The organism is Nitrosospira sp. Nsp18 (genome assembly GCF_900103145.1).
Lineage (GTDB): Bacteria > Pseudomonadota > Gammaproteobacteria > Burkholderiales > Nitrosomonadaceae > Nitrosospira.
In genome coordinates, this window is the sequence record NZ_FMWY01000007.1 from 85,237 (window position 1) to 108,592 (window position 23,356).

Annotated in this window: 24 protein-coding genes; 11 read left to right on the forward strand and 13 right to left on the reverse strand. The window is 54.4% G+C overall.

Annotated elements, in window-relative coordinates:
• Positions 1–110 precede the first annotated feature (110 nt).
• Positions 111–1,697: a long-chain-fatty-acid--CoA ligase gene (locus BLS94_RS04895; RefSeq protein WP_090958137.1), complete on the forward strand. Its 1,587-nt coding sequence runs from the start codon at positions 111–113 to the stop codon at positions 1,695–1,697.
• A gap of 121 nt (positions 1,698–1,818) precedes the next feature.
• On the opposite strand, the gene BLS94_RS04900 is transcribed toward BLS94_RS04895, so the two are convergent.
• From BLS94_RS04900 to BLS94_RS04925, 6 genes are all read right to left on the reverse strand, one after another.
• Positions 1,819–2,193: a hypothetical protein gene (locus BLS94_RS04900; protein WP_072767670.1), complete on the reverse strand. Its 375-nt coding sequence runs from the start codon at positions 2,191–2,193 to the stop codon at positions 1,819–1,821.
• Positions 2,194–2,290: 97 nt separating this feature from the next.
• Positions 2,291–3,400: a hypothetical protein gene (locus BLS94_RS04905; protein WP_090958139.1), complete on the reverse strand. Its 1,110-nt coding sequence runs from the start codon at positions 3,398–3,400 to the stop codon at positions 2,291–2,293.
• Positions 3,401–3,420: 20 nt separating this feature from the next.
• A complete protein-coding gene (locus BLS94_RS04910) occupies positions 3,421–4,953 on the reverse strand; it encodes a CotH kinase family protein (RefSeq protein ID WP_090958141.1) in 1,533 nt (510 codons plus the stop codon).
• A 473-nt stretch (positions 4,954–5,426) separates the two neighbouring features.
• Entirely contained in the window at positions 5,427–5,855 is a 429-nt protein-coding gene (locus tag BLS94_RS04915; protein WP_090958143.1) for an OsmC family protein, read from the reverse strand.
• Positions 5,856–6,055: 200 nt separating this feature from the next.
• Complete coding sequence (gene nhaA / locus BLS94_RS04920) at positions 6,056–7,903, reverse strand: Na+/H+ antiporter NhaA (RefSeq protein ID WP_090958145.1); 1,848 nt, start codon at positions 7,901–7,903, stop codon at positions 6,056–6,058.
• A 97-nt stretch (positions 7,904–8,000) separates the two neighbouring features.
• Positions 8,001–8,267 carry a hypothetical protein gene (locus BLS94_RS04925; protein WP_256325294.1) on the reverse strand — a complete coding sequence of 89 codons (267 nt, stop codon included), beginning with the start codon at positions 8,265–8,267 and terminating at the stop codon, positions 8,001–8,003.
• Positions 8,268–8,492: 225 nt separating this feature from the next.
• Here BLS94_RS04925 and BLS94_RS04930 point away from each other — a divergent pair, with 225 nt between their 5' ends.
• Complete coding sequence (locus BLS94_RS04930) at positions 8,493–9,509, forward strand: zinc-dependent alcohol dehydrogenase family protein (protein ID WP_090958149.1); 1,017 nt, start codon at positions 8,493–8,495, stop codon at positions 9,507–9,509.
• Between the two features lie 80 nt (positions 9,510–9,589).
• On the opposite strand, the gene BLS94_RS04935 is transcribed toward BLS94_RS04930, so the two are convergent.
• Positions 9,590–10,765 (reverse strand): acetyltransferase domain-containing protein, encoded by a 1,176-nt coding sequence (locus BLS94_RS04935; RefSeq protein WP_218124741.1) that lies wholly within the window; start codon positions 10,763–10,765, stop codon positions 9,590–9,592.
• A gap of 670 nt (positions 10,766–11,435) precedes the next feature.
• On the opposite strand from BLS94_RS04935, the gene BLS94_RS04940 reads away from it, so the two are divergent.
• The gene (locus BLS94_RS04940; protein ID WP_305367562.1) at positions 11,436–12,839 is read left to right on the forward strand and encodes an MBOAT family O-acyltransferase; all 1,404 of its coding nucleotides are present in this window, start codon (positions 11,436–11,438) and stop codon (positions 12,837–12,839) included.
• Between the two features lie 22 nt (positions 12,840–12,861).
• Positions 12,862–14,040 (forward strand): alginate O-acetyltransferase AlgX-related protein, encoded by a 1,179-nt coding sequence (locus BLS94_RS04945; RefSeq protein ID WP_090958154.1) that lies wholly within the window; start codon positions 12,862–12,864, stop codon positions 14,038–14,040.
• A gap of 139 nt (positions 14,041–14,179) precedes the next feature.
• Here BLS94_RS04945 and BLS94_RS04950 read toward each other — a convergent pair whose 3' ends face one another.
• From BLS94_RS04950 to BLS94_RS04965, 4 genes are all read right to left on the reverse strand, one after another.
• Entirely contained in the window at positions 14,180–14,437 is a 258-nt protein-coding gene (locus BLS94_RS04950; RefSeq protein ID WP_090958156.1) for a hypothetical protein, read from the reverse strand.
• A 327-nt stretch (positions 14,438–14,764) separates the two neighbouring features.
• A complete protein-coding gene (locus BLS94_RS04955) occupies positions 14,765–15,097 on the reverse strand; it encodes a hypothetical protein (protein ID WP_090958159.1) in 333 nt (110 codons plus the stop codon).
• A 103-nt stretch (positions 15,098–15,200) separates the two neighbouring features.
• On the reverse strand, positions 15,201–15,422 hold the full coding sequence (locus tag BLS94_RS04960; protein ID WP_090958161.1) for a hypothetical protein: 222 nt from the start codon (positions 15,420–15,422) through the stop codon (positions 15,201–15,203).
• Positions 15,423–15,718: 296 nt separating this feature from the next.
• Positions 15,719–16,261, reverse strand: a complete 543-nt coding sequence (locus BLS94_RS04965) for a helix-turn-helix domain-containing protein (protein WP_176767799.1) — start codon at positions 16,259–16,261, stop codon at positions 15,719–15,721.
• 179 nt (positions 16,262–16,440) lie between these two features.
• Between BLS94_RS04965 and BLS94_RS04970 the strand changes: the two genes are divergently transcribed.
• The 5 genes from BLS94_RS04970 (at position 16,441) to BLS94_RS04990 (ending at position 20,144) form a co-directional block, all read left to right on the forward strand.
• A complete protein-coding gene (locus BLS94_RS04970; RefSeq protein WP_176767800.1) occupies positions 16,441–17,424 on the forward strand; it encodes a YdaU family protein in 984 nt (327 codons plus the stop codon).
• Positions 17,414–18,091, forward strand: coding sequence for a DUF6475 domain-containing protein (locus BLS94_RS04975; RefSeq protein WP_090958167.1), 678 nt, complete (start codon positions 17,414–17,416; stop codon positions 18,089–18,091). Before BLS94_RS04970 ends, BLS94_RS04975 begins: the two co-directional genes overlap by 11 nt.
• 414 nt (positions 18,092–18,505) lie before the next feature.
• On the forward strand, positions 18,506–19,027 hold the full coding sequence (locus BLS94_RS04980) for a hypothetical protein (RefSeq protein ID WP_072767654.1): 522 nt from the start codon (positions 18,506–18,508) through the stop codon (positions 19,025–19,027).
• A gap of 351 nt (positions 19,028–19,378) precedes the next feature.
• The gene (locus BLS94_RS04985) at positions 19,379–19,681 is read left to right on the forward strand and encodes an EexN family lipoprotein (protein ID WP_083569934.1); all 303 of its coding nucleotides are present in this window, start codon (positions 19,379–19,381) and stop codon (positions 19,679–19,681) included.
• A 169-nt stretch (positions 19,682–19,850) separates the two neighbouring features.
• Positions 19,851–20,144, forward strand: coding sequence for a hypothetical protein (locus BLS94_RS04990; protein WP_090958169.1), 294 nt, complete (start codon positions 19,851–19,853; stop codon positions 20,142–20,144).
• A gap of 373 nt (positions 20,145–20,517) precedes the next feature.
• Here BLS94_RS04990 and BLS94_RS04995 read toward each other — a convergent pair whose 3' ends face one another.
• The gene (locus BLS94_RS04995; protein WP_090958171.1) at positions 20,518–21,123 is read right to left on the reverse strand and encodes a UbiX family flavin prenyltransferase; all 606 of its coding nucleotides are present in this window, start codon (positions 21,121–21,123) and stop codon (positions 20,518–20,520) included.
• A gap of 365 nt (positions 21,124–21,488) precedes the next feature.
• Here BLS94_RS04995 and BLS94_RS05000 point away from each other — a divergent pair, with 365 nt between their 5' ends.
• Together BLS94_RS05000 and BLS94_RS05005 are read left to right on the forward strand one after the other, a co-directional pair.
• Positions 21,489–21,998: a hypothetical protein gene (locus tag BLS94_RS05000; RefSeq protein WP_090958172.1), complete on the forward strand. Its 510-nt coding sequence runs from the start codon at positions 21,489–21,491 to the stop codon at positions 21,996–21,998.
• 45 nt (positions 21,999–22,043) lie between these two features.
• Positions 22,044–22,490, forward strand: coding sequence for a YjjA family protein (locus tag BLS94_RS05005; protein ID WP_090958174.1), 447 nt, complete (start codon positions 22,044–22,046; stop codon positions 22,488–22,490).
• Positions 22,491–22,708: 218 nt separating this feature from the next.
• On the opposite strand, the gene BLS94_RS05010 is transcribed toward BLS94_RS05005, so the two are convergent.
• Positions 22,709–23,236, reverse strand: a complete 528-nt coding sequence (locus BLS94_RS05010; RefSeq protein WP_090958176.1) for a DUF1269 domain-containing protein — start codon at positions 23,234–23,236, stop codon at positions 22,709–22,711.
• Between the last annotated feature and the right edge of the window lie 120 nt (positions 23,237–23,356).

Consider the following 23,356-nt stretch of genomic DNA (forward strand, 5'->3'; position numbering starts at 1 on the left):
ATGAGGCAGTCGCGCAACTGCCACCCATCGTCGCGTCGGTCGTGCTGGTGGCGTTGGCGCGCATTCCCGGCATTTCGAGTAATTTTCTATTTTCTACGGAGCGAGCCTCAATGATAGCCCACGCAGCAACGACACTCAGCATGGTTTCCATTATTGAAGATCACGCGCGCAAGCGTTCCGATCGCACAGCAATTATTTACAATGACCGGCGTTTTTCCTACGGCCAACTCAACGCGATGGCTAATATGATCGCCAATGGGTTGGTGAACCTCGGTATCAAACCGGGCGATCATGTTGCCCTGTCGTGCCCGAATCTGCCGTATTTTCCGATGGCCTACTACGGGATAATCAAGGCAGGCGCAGTAGTCGTTACCCTTAATGTATTGCTCAAGCCGCGTGAGATTGCCTATCACCTTCAGGATAGCGAAGCCAAGGCGTTTCTTTGCTTTGAAGGCACAGCCGAGTTGCCGATGGGTCAGATGGGCAAGACCGCATTCGACGCAGCGCCGCAATGCGAGCACCTGATTGTCATCACGGCCAATCCGGCATCACCCACGCCTATCGAAGAGGCTAGGACATTGGGGCAGTTGATGCATAACCAGCCGCCGACATTCGCTGCCCATGCGCCGCAGGCCGACGACACCGCTGTCATACTCTACACCTCAGGAACCACCGGCCAGCCCAAAGGTGCGGAGTTAAGCCATATGAACCTGCTAATGAACGCGATGGTTGTGCGTGATCTGGTTGCTACAGTAATGGAAACGGGTGCGGATGCCGAAAATGTCGTGCTGATTACTTTACCCCTGTTCCACGCCACTGCCCAGCAAGCGCAGATGAACGCGAATCTGCTGGCTGGCGCTACCCTGACGCTCATGCCGCGCTTCGAGGCAGGTGCGGTACTGGAAGTGATGAAACGCGACAAGGTGAATTTCTGGACGGGTGTTCCCACCATGTTTCACGCCTTGTTGCATTACGCTGCCGCGAATAATATCGACATCGCGCCGATTGCGGCCTCCCTGCGGCTGGCGTCTTCCGGCGGTGCGCCGATGCCGGTGGAAGTGATGAAACAGTTCGAAGGAATGTTTGGCGTCAGGATCATGGAAGGGTATGGTTTATCGGAAACAGCACCTGTCGCTTCCTTCAACCATGTAGACAAGCGATCCAAACCGGGTACGGTCGGCCAAGCACTCTGGGGCGTGGATATCATATGTGCGGACGATAATGACCGGCCAGTTTCAACAGGCGAGCGAGGGGAAGTGCTGATCCGGGGCCACAACATCATGAAGGGTTACTACAAACGCCCCGAGGCCACGGCCGAAGCCATGCGCAATGGCTGGTTTCATACCGGCGACATCGGCATTCTTGACGAAGAGGGTTATTTATCCATAGTCGACCGAAAAAAGGACATGATTTTGCGCGGCGGCTACAGCGTTTATCCGCGTGAACTGGAAGACGTCATGATGACCCATCCATCGGTATCGCTGGTAGCGGTAATTGGTATACCCGACGAGAAACTGGGCGAGGAAATAAAAGCCTTTGTTGTCAGGAAAGCCGGCATGGAAACTACCGAGAAGGAACTCGTGGCCTGGTGCAAGGAGGAGTTTGCCGCTTACAAGTATCCCAGGCACGTCGAGTTTCGTGATCATCTGCCAACCAGCGCGACCGGCAAAATTCTCAAGCGTGAGTTGCGGCAGTGATAAATGTATCAGCGACTTCGGACTGCCCGGCTCTCTTTAGGATTCAAAGTGCCATAGCGGAAGCCGGACAGTCAGCGCCACGCCGAGTACTGGCTATTGCTCCGCTTAATCGAAAACTTGCCTACACGATTTTACAGGAAATGATAGCGTCCTCATCATACGAGTAGATCGCGCACAACCGGTGATAGCCATCGGCAATGATGACCTTGCCATTGGTCGAGTCTCGTATCAATAGAAGCGGAGCGAGCGCTTGCCCTGACTCTATTTTCTGTTGATCTTTTTCGACGTGTGCGTTGCTGACCCCAACCAGCGGGAGACCGGATGCCCTGAAAATGTCTTTTGCCTTGAACACCGATGTGGAAGCGCGCTTCAATTTCTCCACATACGCATCGATAACGGACTCATCATACAGCAGGCTCAAATATGACGTGGCCGCTGGGTAGTCGTGTTCTTCCGGTTCGCTCAACCACTTGATTTCAACTTTCTTCTTTGTCATATCCGGTTCTCCAGTACGTGTATTCTCCTGCTTTCACCCAATCACGTTTTCGCTGAAATTCTTTAAGTCCGACGGCTGCAAGGCGGATCAAAGCCACCTATTCAGGCGCTGCTGCCTCGATGGGCGATAGCCGGAAAAGATTGGGCTTATGGGTTTGCTTGATGTCGATGCCGATCCATGGGCGCATGTGGTTGTCGATCACCAGCCCTTCGGCTTTTTCGAGTCCCGCTGGAAGATTCCAGTAAGCGCCGTGATCCACCCCGACCTTGTTTTCATCAGGCTTCAGTGTCTTTTCCAGGCGCATCAACGCTGATCCCTCTTGCGATAGCAGGTAGACACGGCCATCGGGCCCGAGCGTGATCTCGCTGGCATCTTTGGCCAGATCGCTCAAGCGCGCGGAAAACTTCCATGTCTTCAGCGCTACCAGGCGTTGCGGGGACGCACGGCGATCAGGCTGGTTTTGTTGATCAGCCTTATCCGAAAGCCCGACGAAGGAGTCGTCTTCCTGAAGAAACGTTGCCGGGCCATAACCCATGGGAACATCCCCCTCGGGGCCGAACTCGACAAGCATGGGTGGTTCCTTTTCCTTGAGGACAAGGACGTGTCCCTTTTTCATGAGTATCATCCCTTCTCCGCGCGAGTTGGAGTGTGCTCTCCAGGCTGAGTCGAGGTCACTGATGCTGGAGGTATCCAGGCTGAAATTCCCCCGGTCTTGCTGCAAGCCAAGGTCAAGGCAGGAAATTTCGCTGCGGGTTTCGTTCAGCATGCAGATCGTATCTTTCCCGTCCGCCGCGATGGCTTCCCACCCGGACACATCTTTTTTTTCCTTGCCGATGACAGGCGCGGCATCATGCACATCAATGATCGCGTCCGCCATGCCGCTGAAGCGAAAGCGGGCAACTTCGTGGGTTTTATCGCCAACAACGTAGAGGTTGACGCCATCCTCATCCGTTTCTTTGTTTTCCTTTTTTGTCGACCGCACGATGGCGAGTCCAGAGACCTCTACAATAGGCACGTTATATTGCTGGGTGACGGTCAGCGCCTTCTTCGGATTTCCGGCAGCGTCAGCGGCGGTAGAGGTCGCATTGCCCAAGCCCAGCACGGTAAAAATATAAGCACAGGCGGCAAGTACCGGTAGCTGCGCAGGCGCTTTTGGCACGGCCGCTTTAATCGTCCCTGCCGATGGGCTGGCAGTCCGTTCGTTCACGCTGTTTCCGCCCCTTTCATCTAGTTTCGCCCTTCGGGTCCTGGTGGCCGCGGCTGATTTCTCAGCACGCGCAAGCGTTGCCTTGCATAGTCGATCATCTCTTTTGCGCGCTCGATATTCTGGTGCTCGGTACTGGGCAGTTCATCGTTGGTTTTGATGATATAGCGGTCGCGCGCGTCCAGGATCTTGTTCTTGAGCGAGCTATCCGAGCCATTTGAGCCGTAGAGCGTGGTCAGGTATTTGCCGAGGTGCTTTCTGAATTCCGCATCGAGCTCGGGCGTATCAAACAATTCATCGAACAGTATGCGTGGGGCGCTGACAACCTCGGCATAGGAATAGCTGCGCGCTGTGCCGCCGGCGCCATCATAGTCGAATGTGTCATCCATATCCGAGGCGATGAGCTTCCACTTGCCGCTGGGCGGATGAAAGTACAGCACATCGTTATTGAAATTCCCGTAGGCGCTATCCCAATGGCCCGCAGTGGTTGCGAATGCCGCGTAATTCATGATCGAACCGAGATCGAGAACTTTGCCGAGTTCCGATGGGCTGTCCGCCGCATCGAGGCGTGCCTTCAGGCCTTCGGTTCCGTTGATGTGAGCCATGGCCTTCAGCAGGTCTTCCGCATTGGCCTCTTCGATCTTTTTACCATCCATGTATTCGGGCTCAATGCAACGATAGGTAAAGCCTTCATTCCCTTTGTCGACCCTCAGGGCGCAGCCATGGGCCATCGAGAAAAAGGTCGGTTTCTCGTCGTCATAACGCATTTTGAAGAAACCCTTATCGAGTGGTTCGGCGATAAGGTAGGCGCGAACAATTCGATTGTTGCAAGCATTGTCCGCATCGTTGGCGCAAAACCGGAACTCGACGAGAGCGTAAGCCGTGCGGTAAGTGGGAGGACCTCGAAGCGTCGTTCTGGCGATGTCCTCCGTCCTGGCGCTCGCCCATGTTGCGACGAATTCGCGTGCGAGCATACCGTTACCGCTGTCATGCTCGCTGCTTGAGTCGTTGTAGCTGCGGCGCAGGCTCAGTTCCTGGAGGCCGTGCAAGGTTCGGCCCTTCATTGCTGCCCCGCTCTGCTCGTCGTAATTGACCTCGTGCCAGTCCTCGGTTCCTTGCCGGGTGTAGACGCCATTTGCCCTGTCGAAGGAAACACTGAATTGCAAGCGCGGAACGCAGCGCGAGCTGTTGCCCCGTACCTTGATCGCAACATCTTTCATGGTGACATCATTGAATGTAAAGTCGCGTACATGAGCCCACCCGGCGTGGGCGGCCTTACGGCATTCGTTGCGTTTCTCGTCTTCATGAAGCCGATCCCAGACCGCCTGGTTCATGCGAATCGAAATCCGGTGCAGCTCTCCATTGAATAATCCGCTTTCTGTAAGCGCCCACAAATCTTTACCGGATGCTTCCGGGCGCCCCGTTTCTACGTCAGGCTGTAATGTGGACTGGGCGCCGCGCTTTAGCGGTTTTTGTGCAAAGGAGGGATCGGTGTCGAGGGAAAGGTTGAGGAAAACTGTAATGCAGCAAGCTGGCAATATCCATTTCTTGTCCATGAAAGCCTGGTTCCCGAGTGTACTTCAGTCCAATAGGCAACCTGCCGAAAGCCGGTAAGATTGCACCTTGGGAGAATAACCTGATTTCTCCCAAGGCAGCGATGCCTATAGCCCGGCGGCAGTGATCCTGCGCCGGGCTATCTTTTACTTATTGCAAGATGAGCGTTCAGCCTGCGCGAAAACATAAACATCTTTATGTCGCGCAGATTGCTGGTTATGCTGCGCTAACGTGAATAACGCGAATAAAGTGAATGCTGCAGACAGTGCTGGCATCGCCAGTAATCACGGCTATTAAACCAGCCTGAAAAATACGTTATCGTCCCCTTGCCAAGCTGGAATCATAGGCAGGTTCGGGTTACCGCGCTGCAGCCCCGCACTTCCCGGTATGCCCGGTATGATTGGGGGTGCCAGCAACCTGTCGGACTTGAAGAATCGCAGTTTTGCAGCGGATTTCCTTTAAGTCGGGCAGGCTGCTAGGGCTCCAGTCTGGCATCCATCGTAATCTTTGCCTTCAGGAGCTTGGATACGGGGCACCCGACTTTGGCCTTGTTGGCAATCTCCTCAAACTGGGCTTTATCCGCGCCGGGAATTTTCGCCGATACGGTAAGATGGCTTGCGGTGATCTCGAACCCTTCCCCTGCCTTGTCGAGCGTGACGTCGGCGTGCGTTTCGATCTTCTCCGCCGTCAGGCCCGCTTCACCGAGCATTAGAGAAAGCGCCATTGAGAAACAACCAGCGTGCGCGGCGCCGATCAGTTCTTCGGGATTCGTGCCTTTGCCATTTTCGAATCTCGATTTGAAACCATAAGGCGCTTCCTTGAGTACGCCGGTTTCGGTGGAAATAGTGCCGCCTCCGTCCTTGATGCCGCCCTTCCAGACTGCCCATGCTTTCTTGGTTGTCATGATCGCTCCTCCTGTTGCAAGAAAAGTTGCTTGCGGGTAAATGACCGGTGCCGATGTGTGAAAAGACGACTACATTGCGTTCTGGAGCGCTGCTGGTCTGTTCGGTACCTCACCGATGAGCCAATAAAGCGAGGCTCTCTTGTTTCGCCATGAAACCAGCAGGTACGCGCGTTTCGCACCTGGCACGGCGGTTTGGTTTTCTACCGGGAATCCAGGGTGGATCGCCCATTCCACAATATCGCTACGCCTATGATCGCCGATAAAATCGAGCCTGCGAAAATTGCAATCTTGACGGCAGCATAATCGCCTTCCTGGGGAAAAGCCTGGCTGGCTATGAATAGAGACATGGTAAAGCCGATTCCGGCCAACGCGCCGGCGCCAGCCAATTGGCGCCAGGAGTAATTGTCCGGCTTGGCTGCGATACCCAGCCATACTGCGGCAGCGGTGGCGGCAATAAACCCGAGTGGCTTGCCGACCACCAGTGCCGCGGTCGTACCCAATATCAATGGCAAGTGGCCGCTGAATACATCGGTATCGACTACTACCCCTGCATTAGCCAAGGCGAACACCGGTAGCACCAGAAAGCTCGACCTTGGCGCGACATGGCGGAGCATGCGGTCGGCGGGTGATTCAAGCCGGTCATGTATCGCGTCCAACGCTTCCAGGGAGGGCTCGGAAGGCCCGTACCGCAGAACTTCCTTGCCGCGCTGCGTTTCGGCGGTCAGGATGGCATCGGCTTGCAGCATCAGGGCTTGAAGATTGGGCGGCGGCCGGGTCGGAATAAAGACAGCGAGAATAACGCCGGCCAGGGTTCCATGTATTCCGCTGGAGTATACGCATACCCATAAACCGATACCGAGGAAGACATAGGGAGACGCACGGTATATGCCGCCTTGATTGAGTAGCGCCAGCAATCCTACGATTGCGGCCGCGCTGGCAAGATAGCTGAAGTGGAGGCTGCCGGAATAGAAAATCGCCACGACGATGATTGCACCAATATCATCGACAATAGCGGCCGCAGTAAGAAAAACGCGAAGCTCTATGGGGACACGTTTGCCCATCATGGCAATCAACGCGACGGCAAAGGCGGTGTCTGTTGCCATCGGTACGCCCCAGCCCAGCGACCACGCGCCTGCTGGACCCTCGGGCACCAGTACCAGATACAGCATGGCGGGCACAGCCATACCGCCAATGGCGGCGGCAACCGGTAGCATGGCGGCTTGCCGGCTCGCAAGGTGGCCCACCGTGAATTCCCGCTTGATCTCCAAACCGACGACCAGGAAGAAGATGACAAGCAGCCCGTCGTTTATCCAATGCCGCAGGGAGAGTTCGAACCCGTTGCCGGCAAAAGTAAATCCCAGGGGCAGATTCCATAAATCATTAAAATCCGGGCCGATCGTGGAATTGCTCAGCATGACTGCAAGCCCTGTCGCCAGCAGCAGCATGATGCCGGTCGAAGGCGCCCATTTTGCGAAATCCAGCGCAGCCGAGTGGACGACATGGCCCAGTGAGCCCAGCATCGCATCGGAAAGAGAGCCCGTATCCCACGGGCCGTCGTAGCGCCGTTCATTGATGAAAAAGGTCGGTGTAACGGTGACGCCGCTCTCGGCCGCACTTTCGATGTCGGCATCCACCCGAGCGGCGGCTCGGGCGGCCGTGTTGTCTTCTTGGGACGCGGTATCCGCACCAAGGCTCAAATCCGCGGCGAGGGTGCTGAGGTCTTCCTTGGTCAGCTTGTTTGAACGCGCCATCAGCGCGACATGCACGTTCCAAAAGTGCGCTGGATCAGCGGCGTATGACTCCGCCAACTCGGCTGCGTGGCGGGCGATATCGCTACCCGGCATGGGGCGGTGACGAAATACGTAGCGCAAACGTCTGCCGAACCGGTTGCGCATCTTGATGACGCGCTCGTGGGCAGCGCTGGAGGGCTGATCGCCATAGCTGCCGTATTCGACCAGCGTGATCTCGGCATCCGGCGGACCCAGCACATGGTCGTACGCCTCGTCCACAGGCCGGTCGAGCCGGTTCGACGGAGCTTCGGGTGTCACTTCAGAGGTCGCGCGAAGGGTGTGTTGCTATATGTACAGAAAAGGCTGGACTTGAGCCGGTTTTGCACGGCCCCATTGCGCAACGATTGCGACGCGATCAGTAGATCGACAGATCGTTTGGCATTCCCATGAACGAGGGAGATGCATACTCCTGGTCGCTCATTCGCTCGATCGCTCTGGATAACGCGTCCCGGAACTCACGCGCCTGCTCCGCCTGCATGACGTAAGGCCTGCCGGGGTCGGCTTCGGCCAGCTTTTGCTGCTCATGCGATAAAAATGGAAAGCGAACAGAGAGCAGGCCGTCGACTGGCTCGGTTTTTACTTCCCATCCGGTTATCGGGAATTGAAAAAGATCGTCGCCCATGGGAGCACTCCTCATTAAATTGGAAAACCGAAGTTTAGCAAACGAAGCTTTATTACTTCGTTCACTAACGCACATACGGCGGCGGCAGGCGATGGTAGAAGAATAGGTGCAGCATGCCGGAAGTTCTGGTTCCGGCAACAGCCGTGATTGCCGCCAGGAGGTGTGCTCCCAGGAATGCCGGCTTGAGTGGAGATTGTCGGTAGAGCATATAGGGGATATCGTCCGATGAAAGCTTTTCAACTTGAAGAAACTTGCGGCACAGGCGGCCTGATGTTGCGCTGTAATCTTGAGAAACCCGAACCGGGCCCCGACGAGGTGCTGATTCAAGTACGCGCCACTTCACTGAATTTTCGCGATTATATCGTGGCTCATGGCCAGTACCCGGCCGGGGTGAAGCCTTGCGTCATTCCGCTTTCGGATGGTGCTGGTGATGTGGTTGAGGTCGGGATAAACGTCACAACCGTCAAGGTGGGTGATCGCGTTGCAGGCTGCTTTTTTCCCGACTGGGTATCGGGCCCATTGACGCAGGAAATCTTTCAACGCTCGCTTGGCGGACCACTCGATGGCATGCTGGCCGAATATGTCGTGCTTCCCCAACGCGCGGTCATACCGTTTCCAGAGCATCTGACTTACGAGGAAGCGGCAACCCTGCCGAACGCCGGCGTGACCGCTTGGCATGCGCTGGTCAAGGCCGGACGCATCCGGGCGGGCCAGACCGTGCTCCTGCTGGGCACGGGTGGGGTAAGCCTGTTCGCTTTGCAGTTCGCCAAGTTGCATAGTGCAATCGTTATACAGACTTCAAGCGGCGACGAGAAACTGGAGCAGGCCAAGACAATGGGAGCCGATCATCTTATCAATTATGAAAATACGCCGGATTGGGATGAGGAAGTCATGAAGCTGACCGATGGACGAGGCGCGGATATCGTGGTGGAAGTGGGAGGCGCACGAACGCTTGAACGCTCTCTGCGGGCGGTGCGTTTTGGCGGAATGGTAACGTTGATCGGTCTGATGGCGGGTTTCGGGAAAATTGACCCTTTACCGTTGATGCTGCGCTCGATACGTATGTACGGTATCAATGTCGGCTCTGCCGAAATGTTCCGCGCAATGAATCTTGCCATTGCCACTTCCGGATTGCGCCCAGTGATTTCCCGAACATTTCCCTTCGATCACGCAAACTATGCCTATGCCTATCAGTTCAACCAGGCCGAGGACCGTTTCGGGAAAACGGTCATTACTATGTGACCGGGATATACCGTCGTCGCCGGTGAGGTATTGCTGCTTGTGGCGAGCAGCGGGTGCAAGTGATCTGACCATCACTATGTCTACACATAATAGGTCCACCATCTTCCTCTATGCCTTGACTTGACAGCGGCAAACCATCGGCAAACCGGATAGAGCAATGCGGTTACCGCAACCCAGATCAGATAGACGATGGGGAGGCTGAAGCCCCACCAGGGGGGGAAGAAAACCGGAATCGTCATGAATGAATCGATATCGCCCTTTATCGCATAGCCCAATACGATAACCAGCCCATGAATGACATATAGATGGAGAACGTAGAAAAACAGGGGCACGCGTCCGAAGGTGATGAAAAAATCTTCCACGAGCCCATGCCGCCGCTCGAATACTGAAAGCAGGATGAACATGGCCCCCAGGGTCACCAGCAGGAACAGCAGGGATGGGGGATATTTTGTCGTATTCAGAAAGGAAAAAAGCGTGAACAAGGCCGTTTCCTGAGTAGACCAGGACGAAGGGTCGCCATAGGCATTGCAGGCCCGTAAAATAACGAAGGCCGCGATGAGGACCGCGCCAGCTGCAAGCGCCAGCTGTTTCCTTGTCTTCGACGTCGTCAGCATCAAAGGGCCGAAGGCGTAGCCCGCAGCCATGACGCCGATCCAGGGGATGAGGGGATACACCACCGGGAAGCGCGGAATATGGAGCACACTTAACAACCATCCCTGCCACCCCAGCGATCCATCCGCCATCTCGAAGTCCTCGAGCCGTATACCATCCAGCAGGTTGTGCGCCGCAATCATGCCGATACCCAACACGGCTATCGACCACAATGGCATATAGACAAGCCCGGCCAGCACGACCATCGACCACCCCAAGGCCCAAATGACCTGCAGATCCATCTGGCTATAGTCCAGATTGAAAAACCAGGCAAAGCGGACAATCGTAAGCTCGAGAGTGACGAGCCAGAGCCCTCGGGTGAACAACCGGGCGGCAAGCTGATGGCGATCCGTACTGTGAGCCGCCGATAAAAAGGCGCTGGTGCCGGCCAGGAAGACAAAGGTAGGCGCGCAAAGATGCGTCGCCCAGCGGGTCAGAAACAGGGCCGAATCCGTGCGCGAAAGATCGGTAGGACTGAAATCGGCATCCAGGAAATACCAGCGCACATGATCCAGCGCCATGAGGACGATCACCAGCCCACGCATTAAATTCACAGACGCGATGTGGGGGATCCTTGCCGGAATTGCCGAAGATGGATGATTCACACCTGATAGCCCGGGGTTGCTGGCATTATTGCTGGCATCGGCCGCATTTTAAAATATGCCTCTGTGCGGTTTTAAGTAGGATGGGTGGAGCGTAGCGCAACCCATCAAAAGCACTGAGAAGGGTGCAGAGGCATATTTTAGAATAGCCCCTCGACGTCGGGCTTCAAAGGCGTATAATTTTCCGGCAGGGCAGAATAAGCTGCGGGGGTGGCGCGCAGCCTGATTCAGCCCTATTAGCCAGCCTCACTTTTCATGCCGCTTGCCCATTCCGCGCTGGTTCGGTTTATATCAGGGTTGGTATTTGGTACTTTAGTGGCAGCGTATCCGAATATTGCAAGACACAGACAGGAGTTAACAACTTCTCGCTCCATTGTACGGTAGACATTCGCCGGGCCTGGTCCGGCAGCACCTACCCGCGTCAGAATTTTTTTATGATGGCCGAGGCGTTATTTTTCAAGGCGAAGCTGGAAGGAGCTCCGCTAGCGCAACTCGGCCCGGAAGAAGATTGATGAGGTACAGGCGAGCGTGGGATCGCCTGTAAAAACGCCTGTGCAATAAAACGTGCCCGGCTAATCCATGGAAGAGTGACACACAGATGATTTTTAGCTCCCCGACGTTCATTCTGCTGTTTCTACCGATCGCGTTCCTCGGTTACTTCGCGCTGAATCGAATGCGTCTTGTTCTTGCAGGCAAGGCGTGGCTGGTGGCGGTAAGCCTTTTTTTCTATGCGTATTGGAACATAGCCTACCTGCCGATTCTCGTCGGGTCCATATTATTCAACTTCGCTGTCGGCACCCATCTTTCTTCGAACTCTGCGGCAGGATATTCGAGGTTCCCGCCCCGTCTTGCTCTGGCTGGCGGAATTGCCGCAAACCTTGGGTTGCTTGGATATTTCAAGTACGCCAACTTTCTGACAGACAATATCAATGCCGCTTTCAATGTTGGCCTTGCCTTGCCCGACATTTTGCTGCCGCTGGGCATCAGTTTCTTTACATTCACGCAAATCGCCTATCTCGTCGACAGCTATCGCGGCGAAGCCAGGGAATATGATTTCCTGAATTACGCACTGTTTGTCACCTTCTTTCCTCATTTGATAGCAGGTCCCATCCTGCATCACCATGAGATGATGACACAGTTCAAATCGCGCTGGAACCTGGCGGTGCGCTACCGCAATATTGCCCTCGGACTGTTCATTTTCAGCATCGGCTTGTTCAAAAAGGTGGTCATCGCGGATACCTTTGCAATCTGGGCAAATGCCGGGTTCGATGGCGAAACATCGCTTGATTTTTTCAGTGCCTGGGGAGCCAGCCTTTCCTATACCTTTCAGCTTTATTTCGATTTCAGCGGCTACTGTGACATGGCGTTCGGGGCGGCATTGCTGTTCAACATCTGGTTGCCCATCAATTTCAATTCTCCTTACCAGGCACTGGATATCCAGGATTTCTGGCGAAGGTGGCACATCACGCTCAGCCGCTACCTGCGTGATTACCTCTATATTCCGCTCGGCGGCAATCGTTGCTCCACGCCCCGGGTTTACCTGAACCTGATGGGGACCTTCATATTGGGCGGGCTCTGGCACGGCGCAAGCTGGATGTTCGTGTTGTGGGGCGCGTTTCACGGTGTTGCACTTGTTCTGCATCGCGCATGGAGCGGGTCGGGCCTGCGGATGCCCAAGGCATTGGCATGGCTGTTGACATTCAACTTCATCAATTTTACCTGGATTTTCTTTCGCGCCAATACCCTGGAAGATGCGCTAAGAGTTATACGTGGAATGGCGGACGTGGGATCGCTCCTTCATTTTTCTGCAATGGACGTGCAAACCAGTGGGCTGGTTTGGGGCGGCTGGTTTTCCGACCATCTCCTGAGGTGGCTGCCTGCCGGTCTGGCCGCGAACGTATTCTGCTTCACAGCGATCCTGCTTACACTGGGAATCATCAGCCGGAAGAACTCCTTCGAGTTGATGGCGGACGGCTATGGAACCGCAAAACTATCGGGCGCGCTGCTGTTGTTTTGCGTTGCCATGTATTGCACGATGGTAACGACGAGCTCGATATTTCTTTACTTCAATTTCTAAGCGCTTTCTAAGCGGCCCCCGCATGAAAAAAAGAGTTTTAATGTTCATTTGTGTTGCCCTGCTTGCATTGGCGGTGGTGCCCGTGATCAACCTGAGCATGCTGAACGGGCAGAAGAATGAGGGGCAGGAATGGTGGAGCGAATCCGTACTCTACAATTTCGATTTTGCATTGGCTTTGCTGAGCCGTTTTTCTTATCCCCATGGGATTTCCACTAACCCGAGCCAGGTGTTCATCGGAAAAGAAGACTGGCTTTATCTCGGGGAGCAGTACAACAAAACCGTCGCCCAGGGACGTCACGGGACAACGGCCAAGGACGCGCAAATAGCCGGGTTGATAGGGAGTGCGACCGAATCCTGGAGCCAGTGGCTGAATCAAAAAGGCGTCAGCATGTTTCGGGTCATGCTGGGCCCCGACAAGGGGACGATCTATCCCGAGTTCCTGCCGGACTGGGCGCAGCCTGCTGCCCACTCTGCAACGGATATGTTGCTGGCCAATGTCAGCGAGGGGCTCTATGTCGACACCAGAATGGCCTTGCGAGCCGCAAAGTCTCAGTTTCCCGAATCGCTCTACTACAAAACAGACACGCATTGGAACAGCCTTGGCGCCTGGGTGGCTTTTAGCGCTTTCGAAACCGAAATTGCTCGCTCCGAGGAAGGGTTGCGGCGGCTTACCGAGCAACCGATACGTCGTTTCATGGTGACTGAGCGCCAGGGAGGGGATTTGGCGAAATTCCTGAGATTGAAGGAAACGTTGCGAGATACAGAGGTGGTCATCAGGATTATCAGTGATCGCGCTATCGAAACCGAGCATTACGATTTCGATACGGGCAGCCTCAAGCGATCCGGGGGCAACCCTCAAATTCATACCGCGCGGCGTCCATTACTCGTTAAATCGAAACACGCCTTGAATGAGAAGAGAGTATTGTGGTTACGCGATTCTTTCGGGACGGCGATGTCACCCTTTATGGCTGCCACTTTCACCGAAACACTGCAACTGCATTATGATGAGGCGCACCCTGAGTTGTTTGCTCGTTTGGTGGAAACCTTCAAGCCGGATTATGTATTCATCACAGTGGTTGAACGCGCAGCCCGCAGGAAGCGGTTCGGAACGCCCCCGCCCCCCATCGTTGCTTCAAGAGAGCCGGAAGTGATCGCCTCCCCAAGCGAAGGTTTTCTGTCTCAAATCAGCTATAGGGAATAAGAGGGCTGCGGAAGCGCCGCCATTTCATGCGCTTAGCCATTAATTTTTTTTGTGCTATGTGCTAAAAACACCATCGTTGCGCTACAGGCTCTTTATGTTAGCGCGCAATCTACAGAATATCTGTAGCCGCTGTGGCTGCTTATTTATTAACCTCATTCCACTTCGCCGCCGCAAGGCAAACCGCTTCGCGCAGGGTCGGGCCCTTTGTCTTGATCTCGTCGCAATACAAGGTGAAGCCGCCTCCATATTGCGGGGTGGGGCGGTTATAAATTGCCTGGTCGCAGTATTCGCCTAACCAGTCCAGTATTTCGCTATCTGAGAGATCAAGGGGAGCCGGGCGGTGTTCGGTCCATGTCTCCATCCAGTTCGTCCAACGCCCGGCCCCGTTTTCCATCATCGCGCTTTTCCTCGTGCTTACGTTGTTTGCCCTTTCAAATCGGGCTCAATTCCGCGCCAGGCACAGCCTGGACATTTCTTTGTGCGTTTCCTTCACGCGACCGCTTGTCTTTCCACGCCGCCGGGGGCTTACTGGATCGAGGCTATGCCGGATCGGGCTACACGTCTGTTTCGCGGATGCTGCAAACACCTGGACCAAACAAACTGAGGTGTTGCAGCACGGAGAGCATATTACAAGTTAATCTTGTAATTGTCAAGGAGAACTTGTAGCGCTTTGCCCGCGCTACAAGTTTCGAACTGAGGGATTGCGGATTTGACTAAACGGAGCTTATCGGCTTGGTATTCTTACGAAAGGCGACACCTCGGAGTCGCGCTGATGCGTACGTCCTGGGCCATACTCCACTACCTGGCCGTCTTGTAAAATGACTGAATAATCCGAGACATCGCGATAATAACCCCCAAAAAAAGTCCAGGGGGTGGTGTTCCGGTCAACGTAGAGCAATACTTCATACTCGCCGCTGCGCTGGTAGCCATCGGGGCTACCGACAGCGCTCAGGACCTCGGATTTTGTCATGCCTTCATGCAGGCGGTTCATTTTTGGCCCCGAGACGCATGAAGAAAGGACTAATATGCTGAGCAGGGCGACAATAGCGGGTTTCATAGTACACTCCGAAAGATACAAATAATTATTTTAAAAAGTGTTACGCGGTAAGTGGAAGAGCATCCACGTAAAAGAGCCCTCCGCGTGGAAGAGCCCGGACGTGCTAGCTCTCCAATTCCTTGATGAGCAAGGCGACTTCGGCCACATCCGCAAGAATTTCCTTTACCGCTCGCTCGAGCGTATAGCTACGCTTTTCCACTTCACGCAATTGTGGAGGGAATTGCATAATATATTTCTCTCGTTTGGCGCGAGCCTTTTCCGAAACATGAAAAGCGAACAGCATCTCTATGGTGTCGTAGGGGAAAATACCGTTGGAGGATTTCATATTGTTATGGTCTTGGTTAGGTTGGTTGCACTATCGTTGTTTATTATTCTCTGGCTTCTCTTCGGCAGCTTACCAGCAGCTCGTCGGATTTAAGGGAAATCGGCTGCAAAAACGTCTGGCCGATTCATATTTCGCCGCTTTCTCGCCCAATAGAATAACTATTGGCCTTCAAAATCCTTAAAAATCTGTCCCTCACCCAGTCTCTTTTTAGCTGAGATTCTTCAAGTCCGACAGGCTGCTAGCCTCGGCGCCTGTCAAATTTCCGCCTGTCCAGTTGATGCCGATCGTGCAGCCTTCTATCTGACTGCCGTCTTTCCCCGACCCTTTGTTCCTGCCGGGGACATCCGACGCGGAGGAAAAGCGGGTGACGGATGAGCAGCTAGATCGGGAACAGGCAATGGCTTCAGGTCGGGCATAGCCTCCGCCCTTTCCACAGACCCTTCGCCGACAAGGGCCTTGCTTATTGTTACCAGGCGGGCAGCGTCTTCTTTCGACATGCGCCGCATTGCTTCAATAACTTGATCGATAAGCGGATCATGATCCGAGTTGCGTTTTTCAGGATCCGCTTTGGCGGGTGGGCCGGCTCTTGTGCCCCTGCGTTCACCATGCGGTTTTCCTCCAGGCGCCGCCGGCGTCTCCGAGGGCGCTCCGAAATGCGTCACCGTTGGCGACAGCTTGAGTATCTGCGCAATCTTGTTCAATCTTTTTCCGCGCGGCTGGGTTGCGCCCGCCTCCCATTGCTGAACAGCCTGCGGCGATACGCCAACCAGATCAGCCAGCTGGGACTGGTTCAAGTTAAGCTTTTCACGCCCCTCCCGAATTATTTTCGCAATATCCATGCATTCATAATACAAGCAACTCTTGCAATCTGCTTACAAGAATAACTTGACTGAACAAGTTAAACTTGTAATAATGCCTTCTATTGGAGATCGCCAATTAAAAAAGGTTTCATTATGCGATCCGACCAGCCGAATTACCGGATTCATATTCAGTTACAGCGAATAAATGGAGTTATTTCGTGAATTATTACGAACGATATTGCGGCGACTATCAGCGGGACACAGCACACTTGTCTTTGGCGGAGCACGGGGCTTACACGATGCTGCTCGATACTTACTTTAGCGTAGAAAAGCCCTTGCCCAAGGAGTTATCCAGCCTCTACAGGGTTTGCAGGGCAATGACCCGGCTTGAGCAGCACGCCGTGAAGGTGGTTGCCGATCAGTTTTTTCCTGTTTCAGAGATGGATGGATTGCGCCATAACCATCGTGCCGACCGCGAGATCGCCAAGGCCCGGCCTAAAATAGAGGCGGCACGTATCAACGGCAAAAAAGGCGGCCGTCCGCCAAAAGAATCCTTCCAGCAAACCCGGCAGGAAACCCGAAGCATACCCGATGGGTTATCCACGGGTTGCGGCAATATAACCGCCGCAATACCCGTTGGGGAGCCCGATGGCAAAGCTCACCAACACCAACACCAGCACCAACCCCATCTAGATAGAGACTGTAGTTCTACACGAACTATTTACTCGCCAGAAGAGCAGGTGCGTGTATCCGACATCGCATCTGGTGTGACTTCCCCGGTTATTTCCGACGTCTATTCCAGCCCCATCCAACCCATTGAAGCTGAAAGCCGAAGTTCAGCGCCACCGGGCGCGGCGGGGGTTTGTTGCAAGGCTTTGGCCCGGCATGGGGTGCAAGGCAGCAATCCTCATCATCCGACGTTGCTTGCGTTATTGCAGGCGGGCGCGGTGGAGGATGAGTTTGTGCAGGCGGCGAAAAACGCCATTGCAAAGGGAAAGGAGAATTTTGCTTACGTCATAGGTACGGTAAAGCGCCAGCGCGAAGAGGCCGCAAAACTGGTCTTGCATCAGGGGAGGATGCCAAACAGGCAGGAATTGCTCGAATCATCGAACAGGGCTGCGACGAAAGGATGGCTGCCGCCGGAGTTGAGGCTGGCAGAAGCTGGAGAGCCGCAATCAGGGGATACCCAGCATGCAAACTGATGATTTTCAGAAATTTCACGAGGGAATTGCCGGGGTAATGGGGTTTTATGGCAAAAGCGTATCCACTTTTGCGCTGGATGTATGGTGGACGGCGCTCAAGAGGTATGACCTGGCCGCGATTGTGGATGCTTTTAACCGGCATCTGGCGAATCCGGACGCGGGACAGTTCGCGCCCAAACCCGCTGACATCATCCGCATGTTGCAAGGCTCGACGCAGGATGCCGCGCTGAGAGCCTGGGCCAAGGTCGATCAGGCCGTGCGGCAGGCAGGAACTTATTGCGACGTGGTGTTCGATGACGCGCTGATCCACCGGGTGATCCATGACATGGGCGGCTGGATTGCGCTTGGAACCAAAGCCGAAGATGAATGGCCGTTTGTGGCAAAGGAATTCGAGAACCGTTACCGGGGCTTCTGTTCACGCAGCGAGCGTCCGCACTACCCGGCGACACTAATCGGCATCGCGGCAGCCCATAACAACCTGAAGGGTTTCCGCAATGACCGGCCGCTGTTGATCGGGAACGAGCAGTTGGCTAAGCAGGTGCTGCACGGAGGAGCGGATCAGCCGGCGCTGGGTTTGAAACGCATGAGCGATGGTCTGGACGAGGCTATTGGAGAAGGATTGCATAGCCGAAATGGGCAGGCGAAATATGAAAGAAAGGCCGGTTGATCGGTACGGTGTCGAGAAAGGGGCAACGGAAGTTTGTGAAGTCATAATTAAACATGGAGAAGGTAAAAACAAATGGATACAAGGAGAAATACCCGAAATATCGCAACTTCGAGGTGCATGAGGAACATCCGGTACATCGGAGCGGCGGAAAATGAATAGCGCCAGCGTAACGACCAGCGCGACCAGCGCGACCAGGGCAACCAGGGCGACCAGGGCAGGCAACGCCTCCGTGAATCTCGAGCGCTGGGAATATGGAAATCCCGAAGAGGTTGCCGCTCGCAGGCAGGCGCAGTCGTGTCATGGCTGTCGATATGAAGAAACTATCTTTCTTGCGTCGCAACATACGAAATATTGCGGGAAAGGGCGGAAGCATGGGAAACATTGTGCGTTATATCAACCAGAAGGAATATGACAATGAAATTTAATGATCCGCAGCACGCCCTCGGATGGGCTTATGAAACCTGCAGCAGGCCGATCGTGAAAATCTCGTCCGTGAATGCCATGCGTGGAACCGATGGGGGCGGGGAGGGCGCCAATGGCGAGCTGACCGCGTACGACCGGCACGCTCAAGCTGCATTGATACTCGGGCTGTGCGAACGCATATTGCCCGCGTTGCACATGGCTTACATAAGCGTGCAATTCGGCAGGGAAGCGAGCGGTTTTGATTTGCTGGTGCGCCACCTGACCGCAAATTTTGGCACGGGGATGCACAGCCGAAGAGGCACGGAACAAATAATCCGCACCTACTGCGGGGAAAAATCAGGTTTGCGCGAACTCAGAAAATCGATGGCGTGCGGGATGCTCAAGGCAGCATCGTTGCGCAACCGGGGCTATGACGCGCTGGATATGATCCATAACCAGGCCATGGATATCTTGCGAAAAGAAATGGAGAGTCGTGATTTGTTGCGGAGCCCGATGGTTGGCGAGATGGCGTAGCTGGCGGCGCGGTTATGTAAGCCCAACCGCATCTTCACCTATAGGTTCGCTAGCGCACAGAGCAACAATTTGTGTCATGTAATGCTCAAAATGAAATAGACAAGACCTCCGGTCGTCGCTGCCCCCGGCCTTATCGGATGTTGTCCTGATGACAAAGGATGGGGTAGGGCAAAACCGGGCTCATCGTTGATCCCGATAAGCCCGGTTTTCAGCCTCCATCCACCTGCCAGCTACACGATCAAGGATGTGTTTGTGTTCCTGGTGCAGGAAAAGTAGAGCAGGCCCTATGCTTACGCATCCTCCGAGAGCACGAGTCTGAATTGTTAATGCGCATATTAAAGAGCGAAAATCATGAATACAAAAAAGACAGTGACGGCTGTTTCCATGGCAGTGGGGGCGCTATTGCTAATGACGCTGATGGGTTGTGAAACCCATCAGCCGCAGGAAGAAGTCCGCCCGGTTGACTGGTATGAAGCAAATGACCCCGAGCGTGCTGCGAAGCTGAATGAATGCAAGAACAGTCCGCGCAGCATTGACGCAACCCCCAATTGCGTGAACGCGAGCCGCGCGGAAAATAACGTGAAAGCCAACGCCAAGTGGGGGACGTCAAGCGAAGGGGTCAGAACGGTGCCCACCCTCCCCAGTCCCAACTGACTCTGCCTTGTGCTATTTGACAAGTATACGATTGCCCTCCCTCATGACCGGGAATTTATGCAGGTGTTTATTGTCCTGGGAATCAGTCGTGATGATGCTGTGGGTGAATGAGGCGTAAAAGAGAAGGGGGAGGGGCGGGACCCCGTTTTATGCTCTTGACGTATAGCCCGTGGTAAGCGCCTGGTGGAGCCCCGGCACGAAGGCCGGGCCGGCCAGCGGTTCCGTCGGCTACATTGACAGGTCAGAGTCCGCTTTTGCTGACAGCGTGATCCTTCCGCCTTTGTCCGCTGACCATGTCTTCGAGAACAAGGAATTCCCCTCGGCGTACACAAGTACACCGAGGTATTTTTCCTTAACGCAGCCCGACGAAACTCAATACAGCGAGAAGAATAACAATGAAGCCTACCCACCAGATGATATTGTTCATTTCGTTTCCTTGAATATCGGGTTATTGATGGAATAACGCGAAGCTGGATAGCCGCGTCCACTTGTCATCAATTCTCCCCTGACTCATTGTGGTTTTCTGCGCGCCAGCGCACATAAGCAACTTATTCAGGAATTTCTTTTCCCATTCGTATCGTGTTTCCCTGCAAGCCTTAGGGCGTTCTCACCCGTGCGCTTAAGGCTTCGTCACAGAGCCTTGTACGGAGGGGAGGCAGTGGCTTAGTCAACAATAAATCCCACCGACGACTCTTTACTGGGCAAACGAAGAAAGCTGGAGGAGGGGGGACAACCTCGATTGAGGCTCGACAGGGGAACTAAAGCCGGGAAATATTCATGAGCCTGACGATGTTAGGGAGGGGTGGATGAGATATCGGATAGGTAGCTATATGGTGTTACTCGTTTTGGCGAGTCATTTTGTTGCGGAGGCCTTCTCCCCATCGCGGGAATATATCCGTATGGATGCCAAACTGGTCGAGAGCCCGCCCGACGGATTGATCGATCACCTCTTCCAGTGTGTTGGGCCTTGAGTAGAACGCGGGCACGGGGGGAAAGATGATTCCACCGGCCTCTGTAATGGTTGCCATGTTGCGCAGATGAATCAGGTTCAGCGGTGCCTCGCGGACCATCAGCACTAATCGACGCCGTTCCTTGAGTACGACGTCGGCAGCGCGCGTCAGGAGCGAGGAGGTAACGCCTGTGGCTATTTCACCGACCGACCGCATCGATGCCGGGGCAATGAGCATTCCCATCGTCTGAAACGAGCCTGATGAGATCGGGGCTGCCACGTCCTTGATGTTGTACGCATAATCGGCCATGGCGGCCAGTTCCTCCCTGCTGAGATCGGTTTCGTACGCCCGCGTCAGGTCGGCGGCACGGCTGACGATCAGATGTGTTTCGATGCCGATGGTACGAAGCACTTTGAGGGCTCGCACCGCATAAATGATCCCGGTAGCGCCGCTTATGCCTACGATAAGTCTCTGTTTGGGTGATGCGACCATTAGATTCGGTACTCCGGATTCAATTGAGAGGCGTCATCCGCCAGATTCTAGTCGCTTTAATAAAGCCTTGCTCCGCTTATCCCGAAATAAATGATTGCCTTGTGGCAGATCCAGCTTTACAAACATTTTATCAGCTCCAGTCGCTCTAACCCAGAGCGAACGTTGCAATGGCCTGGTTTGAAAAACAGGATTGGCTTTTTTAATCTTTGCGGCTTCCCGTAGCCGTTACGCAATCGCATCCTGCGTTCGCCATATACTTCGTACTTCGCCGTATCACAATATCCGATATCTACGTTGACGATGGATTGAGCCTGTGCTAGGTTTAAGTTCCAAGTTGTGACCTGATCAGTGCGGACGAAACCACCATGAGCGAAGCCAACCCGCTTTACCTGCCGCCAACTGAAATATCGCGGGTTGACATTCCCCATGAAATTTCCATCTATTTGAATGGGGAAGACCTGGCCACCAAAAATGTTGCTCTCCAGCTCTTTACTGTGGATTCGGACGGCTGGCCTCACGTCGCCCTGCTCAGCGCCGGTGAGATACTAGTGCTGCCGGACGGACATATCCGACTCATTATCTTCCCGAGTGCGGGTACTGCCACCAATATGGCTCATGACGGCCGCTCGACGCTGACCATGCCGCTCGACCGCGGCATGTGTGAAATAAGGATGAAAATGCGAAAGCTGGGTGAGAGTAAAGCTGCTGGCGTTGCGCTCGCTATTTTCGAAGGACAGGTACAGCGCATACACAAGCATTTGTCGCGTTATGCAGACGTGGAGTCCGGCTTGACTTTTTCCCTGCACGAGCCGGAAGCCGTTCTTGCCCGCTGGTACCGCCAGATCGCGGTCTTGCGGAATTTGCCGGCACCATGATGCGCCTCATCACAGCAGTTTGTTAACATTCCGGAGGAAAGTCGAATGAATATTTCCAGGCGTCATCCCTTGTTATTAGGCGGCAGCATTGCAATAGCGATATTCTCCGGTTCCGTTGCAGCGCAAAACTTGGGTCAGTTGAAAGGCATCATGGGCGGGAGCGATATCGGCGGCGCAGCCTCTTCCCTGGGGTCGTTGTCATCCATAATGGCAGGAAGTACTGGCAATGCCGCAGGGGTTATCGAATACTGCGTCAAGAATAATTACCTGAGCGATGAAAATGCCGCTCCCGTCAAGGATCAGTTGATGGGAAAACTTTCCGGTAGCGAGGATCAGCCAGCCCAGAACAACCCCGACTATATCAACGGCGTGAATGGCCTCCTTACTGGCAGTGGCGGCCAGAGCGTTGATTTGAGTATGGCTGGCCTGAAGGCCAAGGCGATCAAGAAAGTATGCAACAAGATACTCGACCAGGCCAAATCCATGCTTTGATCGCCGGGTCTTGACTGCCAGGCGAAATATAACCTTATCGATAACCCCAGGGAGTGCAGTTTATAAAAAAGTCGGCCAAGCCCCTGACTTCTTCCGTGCATGGGTTAAACGCATTACCTGGATGCTGTATAAACAGCTTTCGGGCGACGAGCAAGATATTATGAACATGCGTTCATTGCGCCGGGACCCAGATCGGCTCCCGGCTAAAATTCAAAAGGCTATGTTTTGGCTGCCCCTGTTGAGCCCGCCAGTGCTTCCTGAAGCTTTCTCTCCTGATCAGGAGACAGGGATGTACGTAGTACCTTCCCGGTAACGCCGGAGAGTTCAGCCAGGACTTTTTCCGGTTGTGCCTTGCGCACAAGAATGAAAAGCGCCGACGAGTTATTCGGAATGGTGCTGCCCAATGACTTGATGAAGTCATCATTGATGCCATAATCGATTAGGGAGCCTGACAGTGCCCCCGCTCCGACGCCAATAGCACCGCCGAGCACGAATCCGGCAAACGGGTTAAGGAATAGCAATCCGACCAGCGTGCCCCACAGGCCGCCGGAAAGAAAACCAGACGTCGCGCCGGCAGTAGCGAGATTAATGCTTTGTTTGAGATGGACCTTGCCCTCGTCATCGCGAACGACGACCACCGCGTCCTCGAGATCCAGGAGGTATTCTTTTTTTAACCTGCTGAGCCTCAACAGTACACGATCGGCTTCCTCGGCATTTTCAAAGCCCACTACAACTAATTCAGACATATTTATTCCCCCTGATTGTTTTGTTCGTCATAACGTACCAAATTCATTCCCCATCACCTGAAGTGACTTGGCTGACTATGAGCCCGACTGCGGGAATAGCGTCGCCAGCGGAATAGTGAA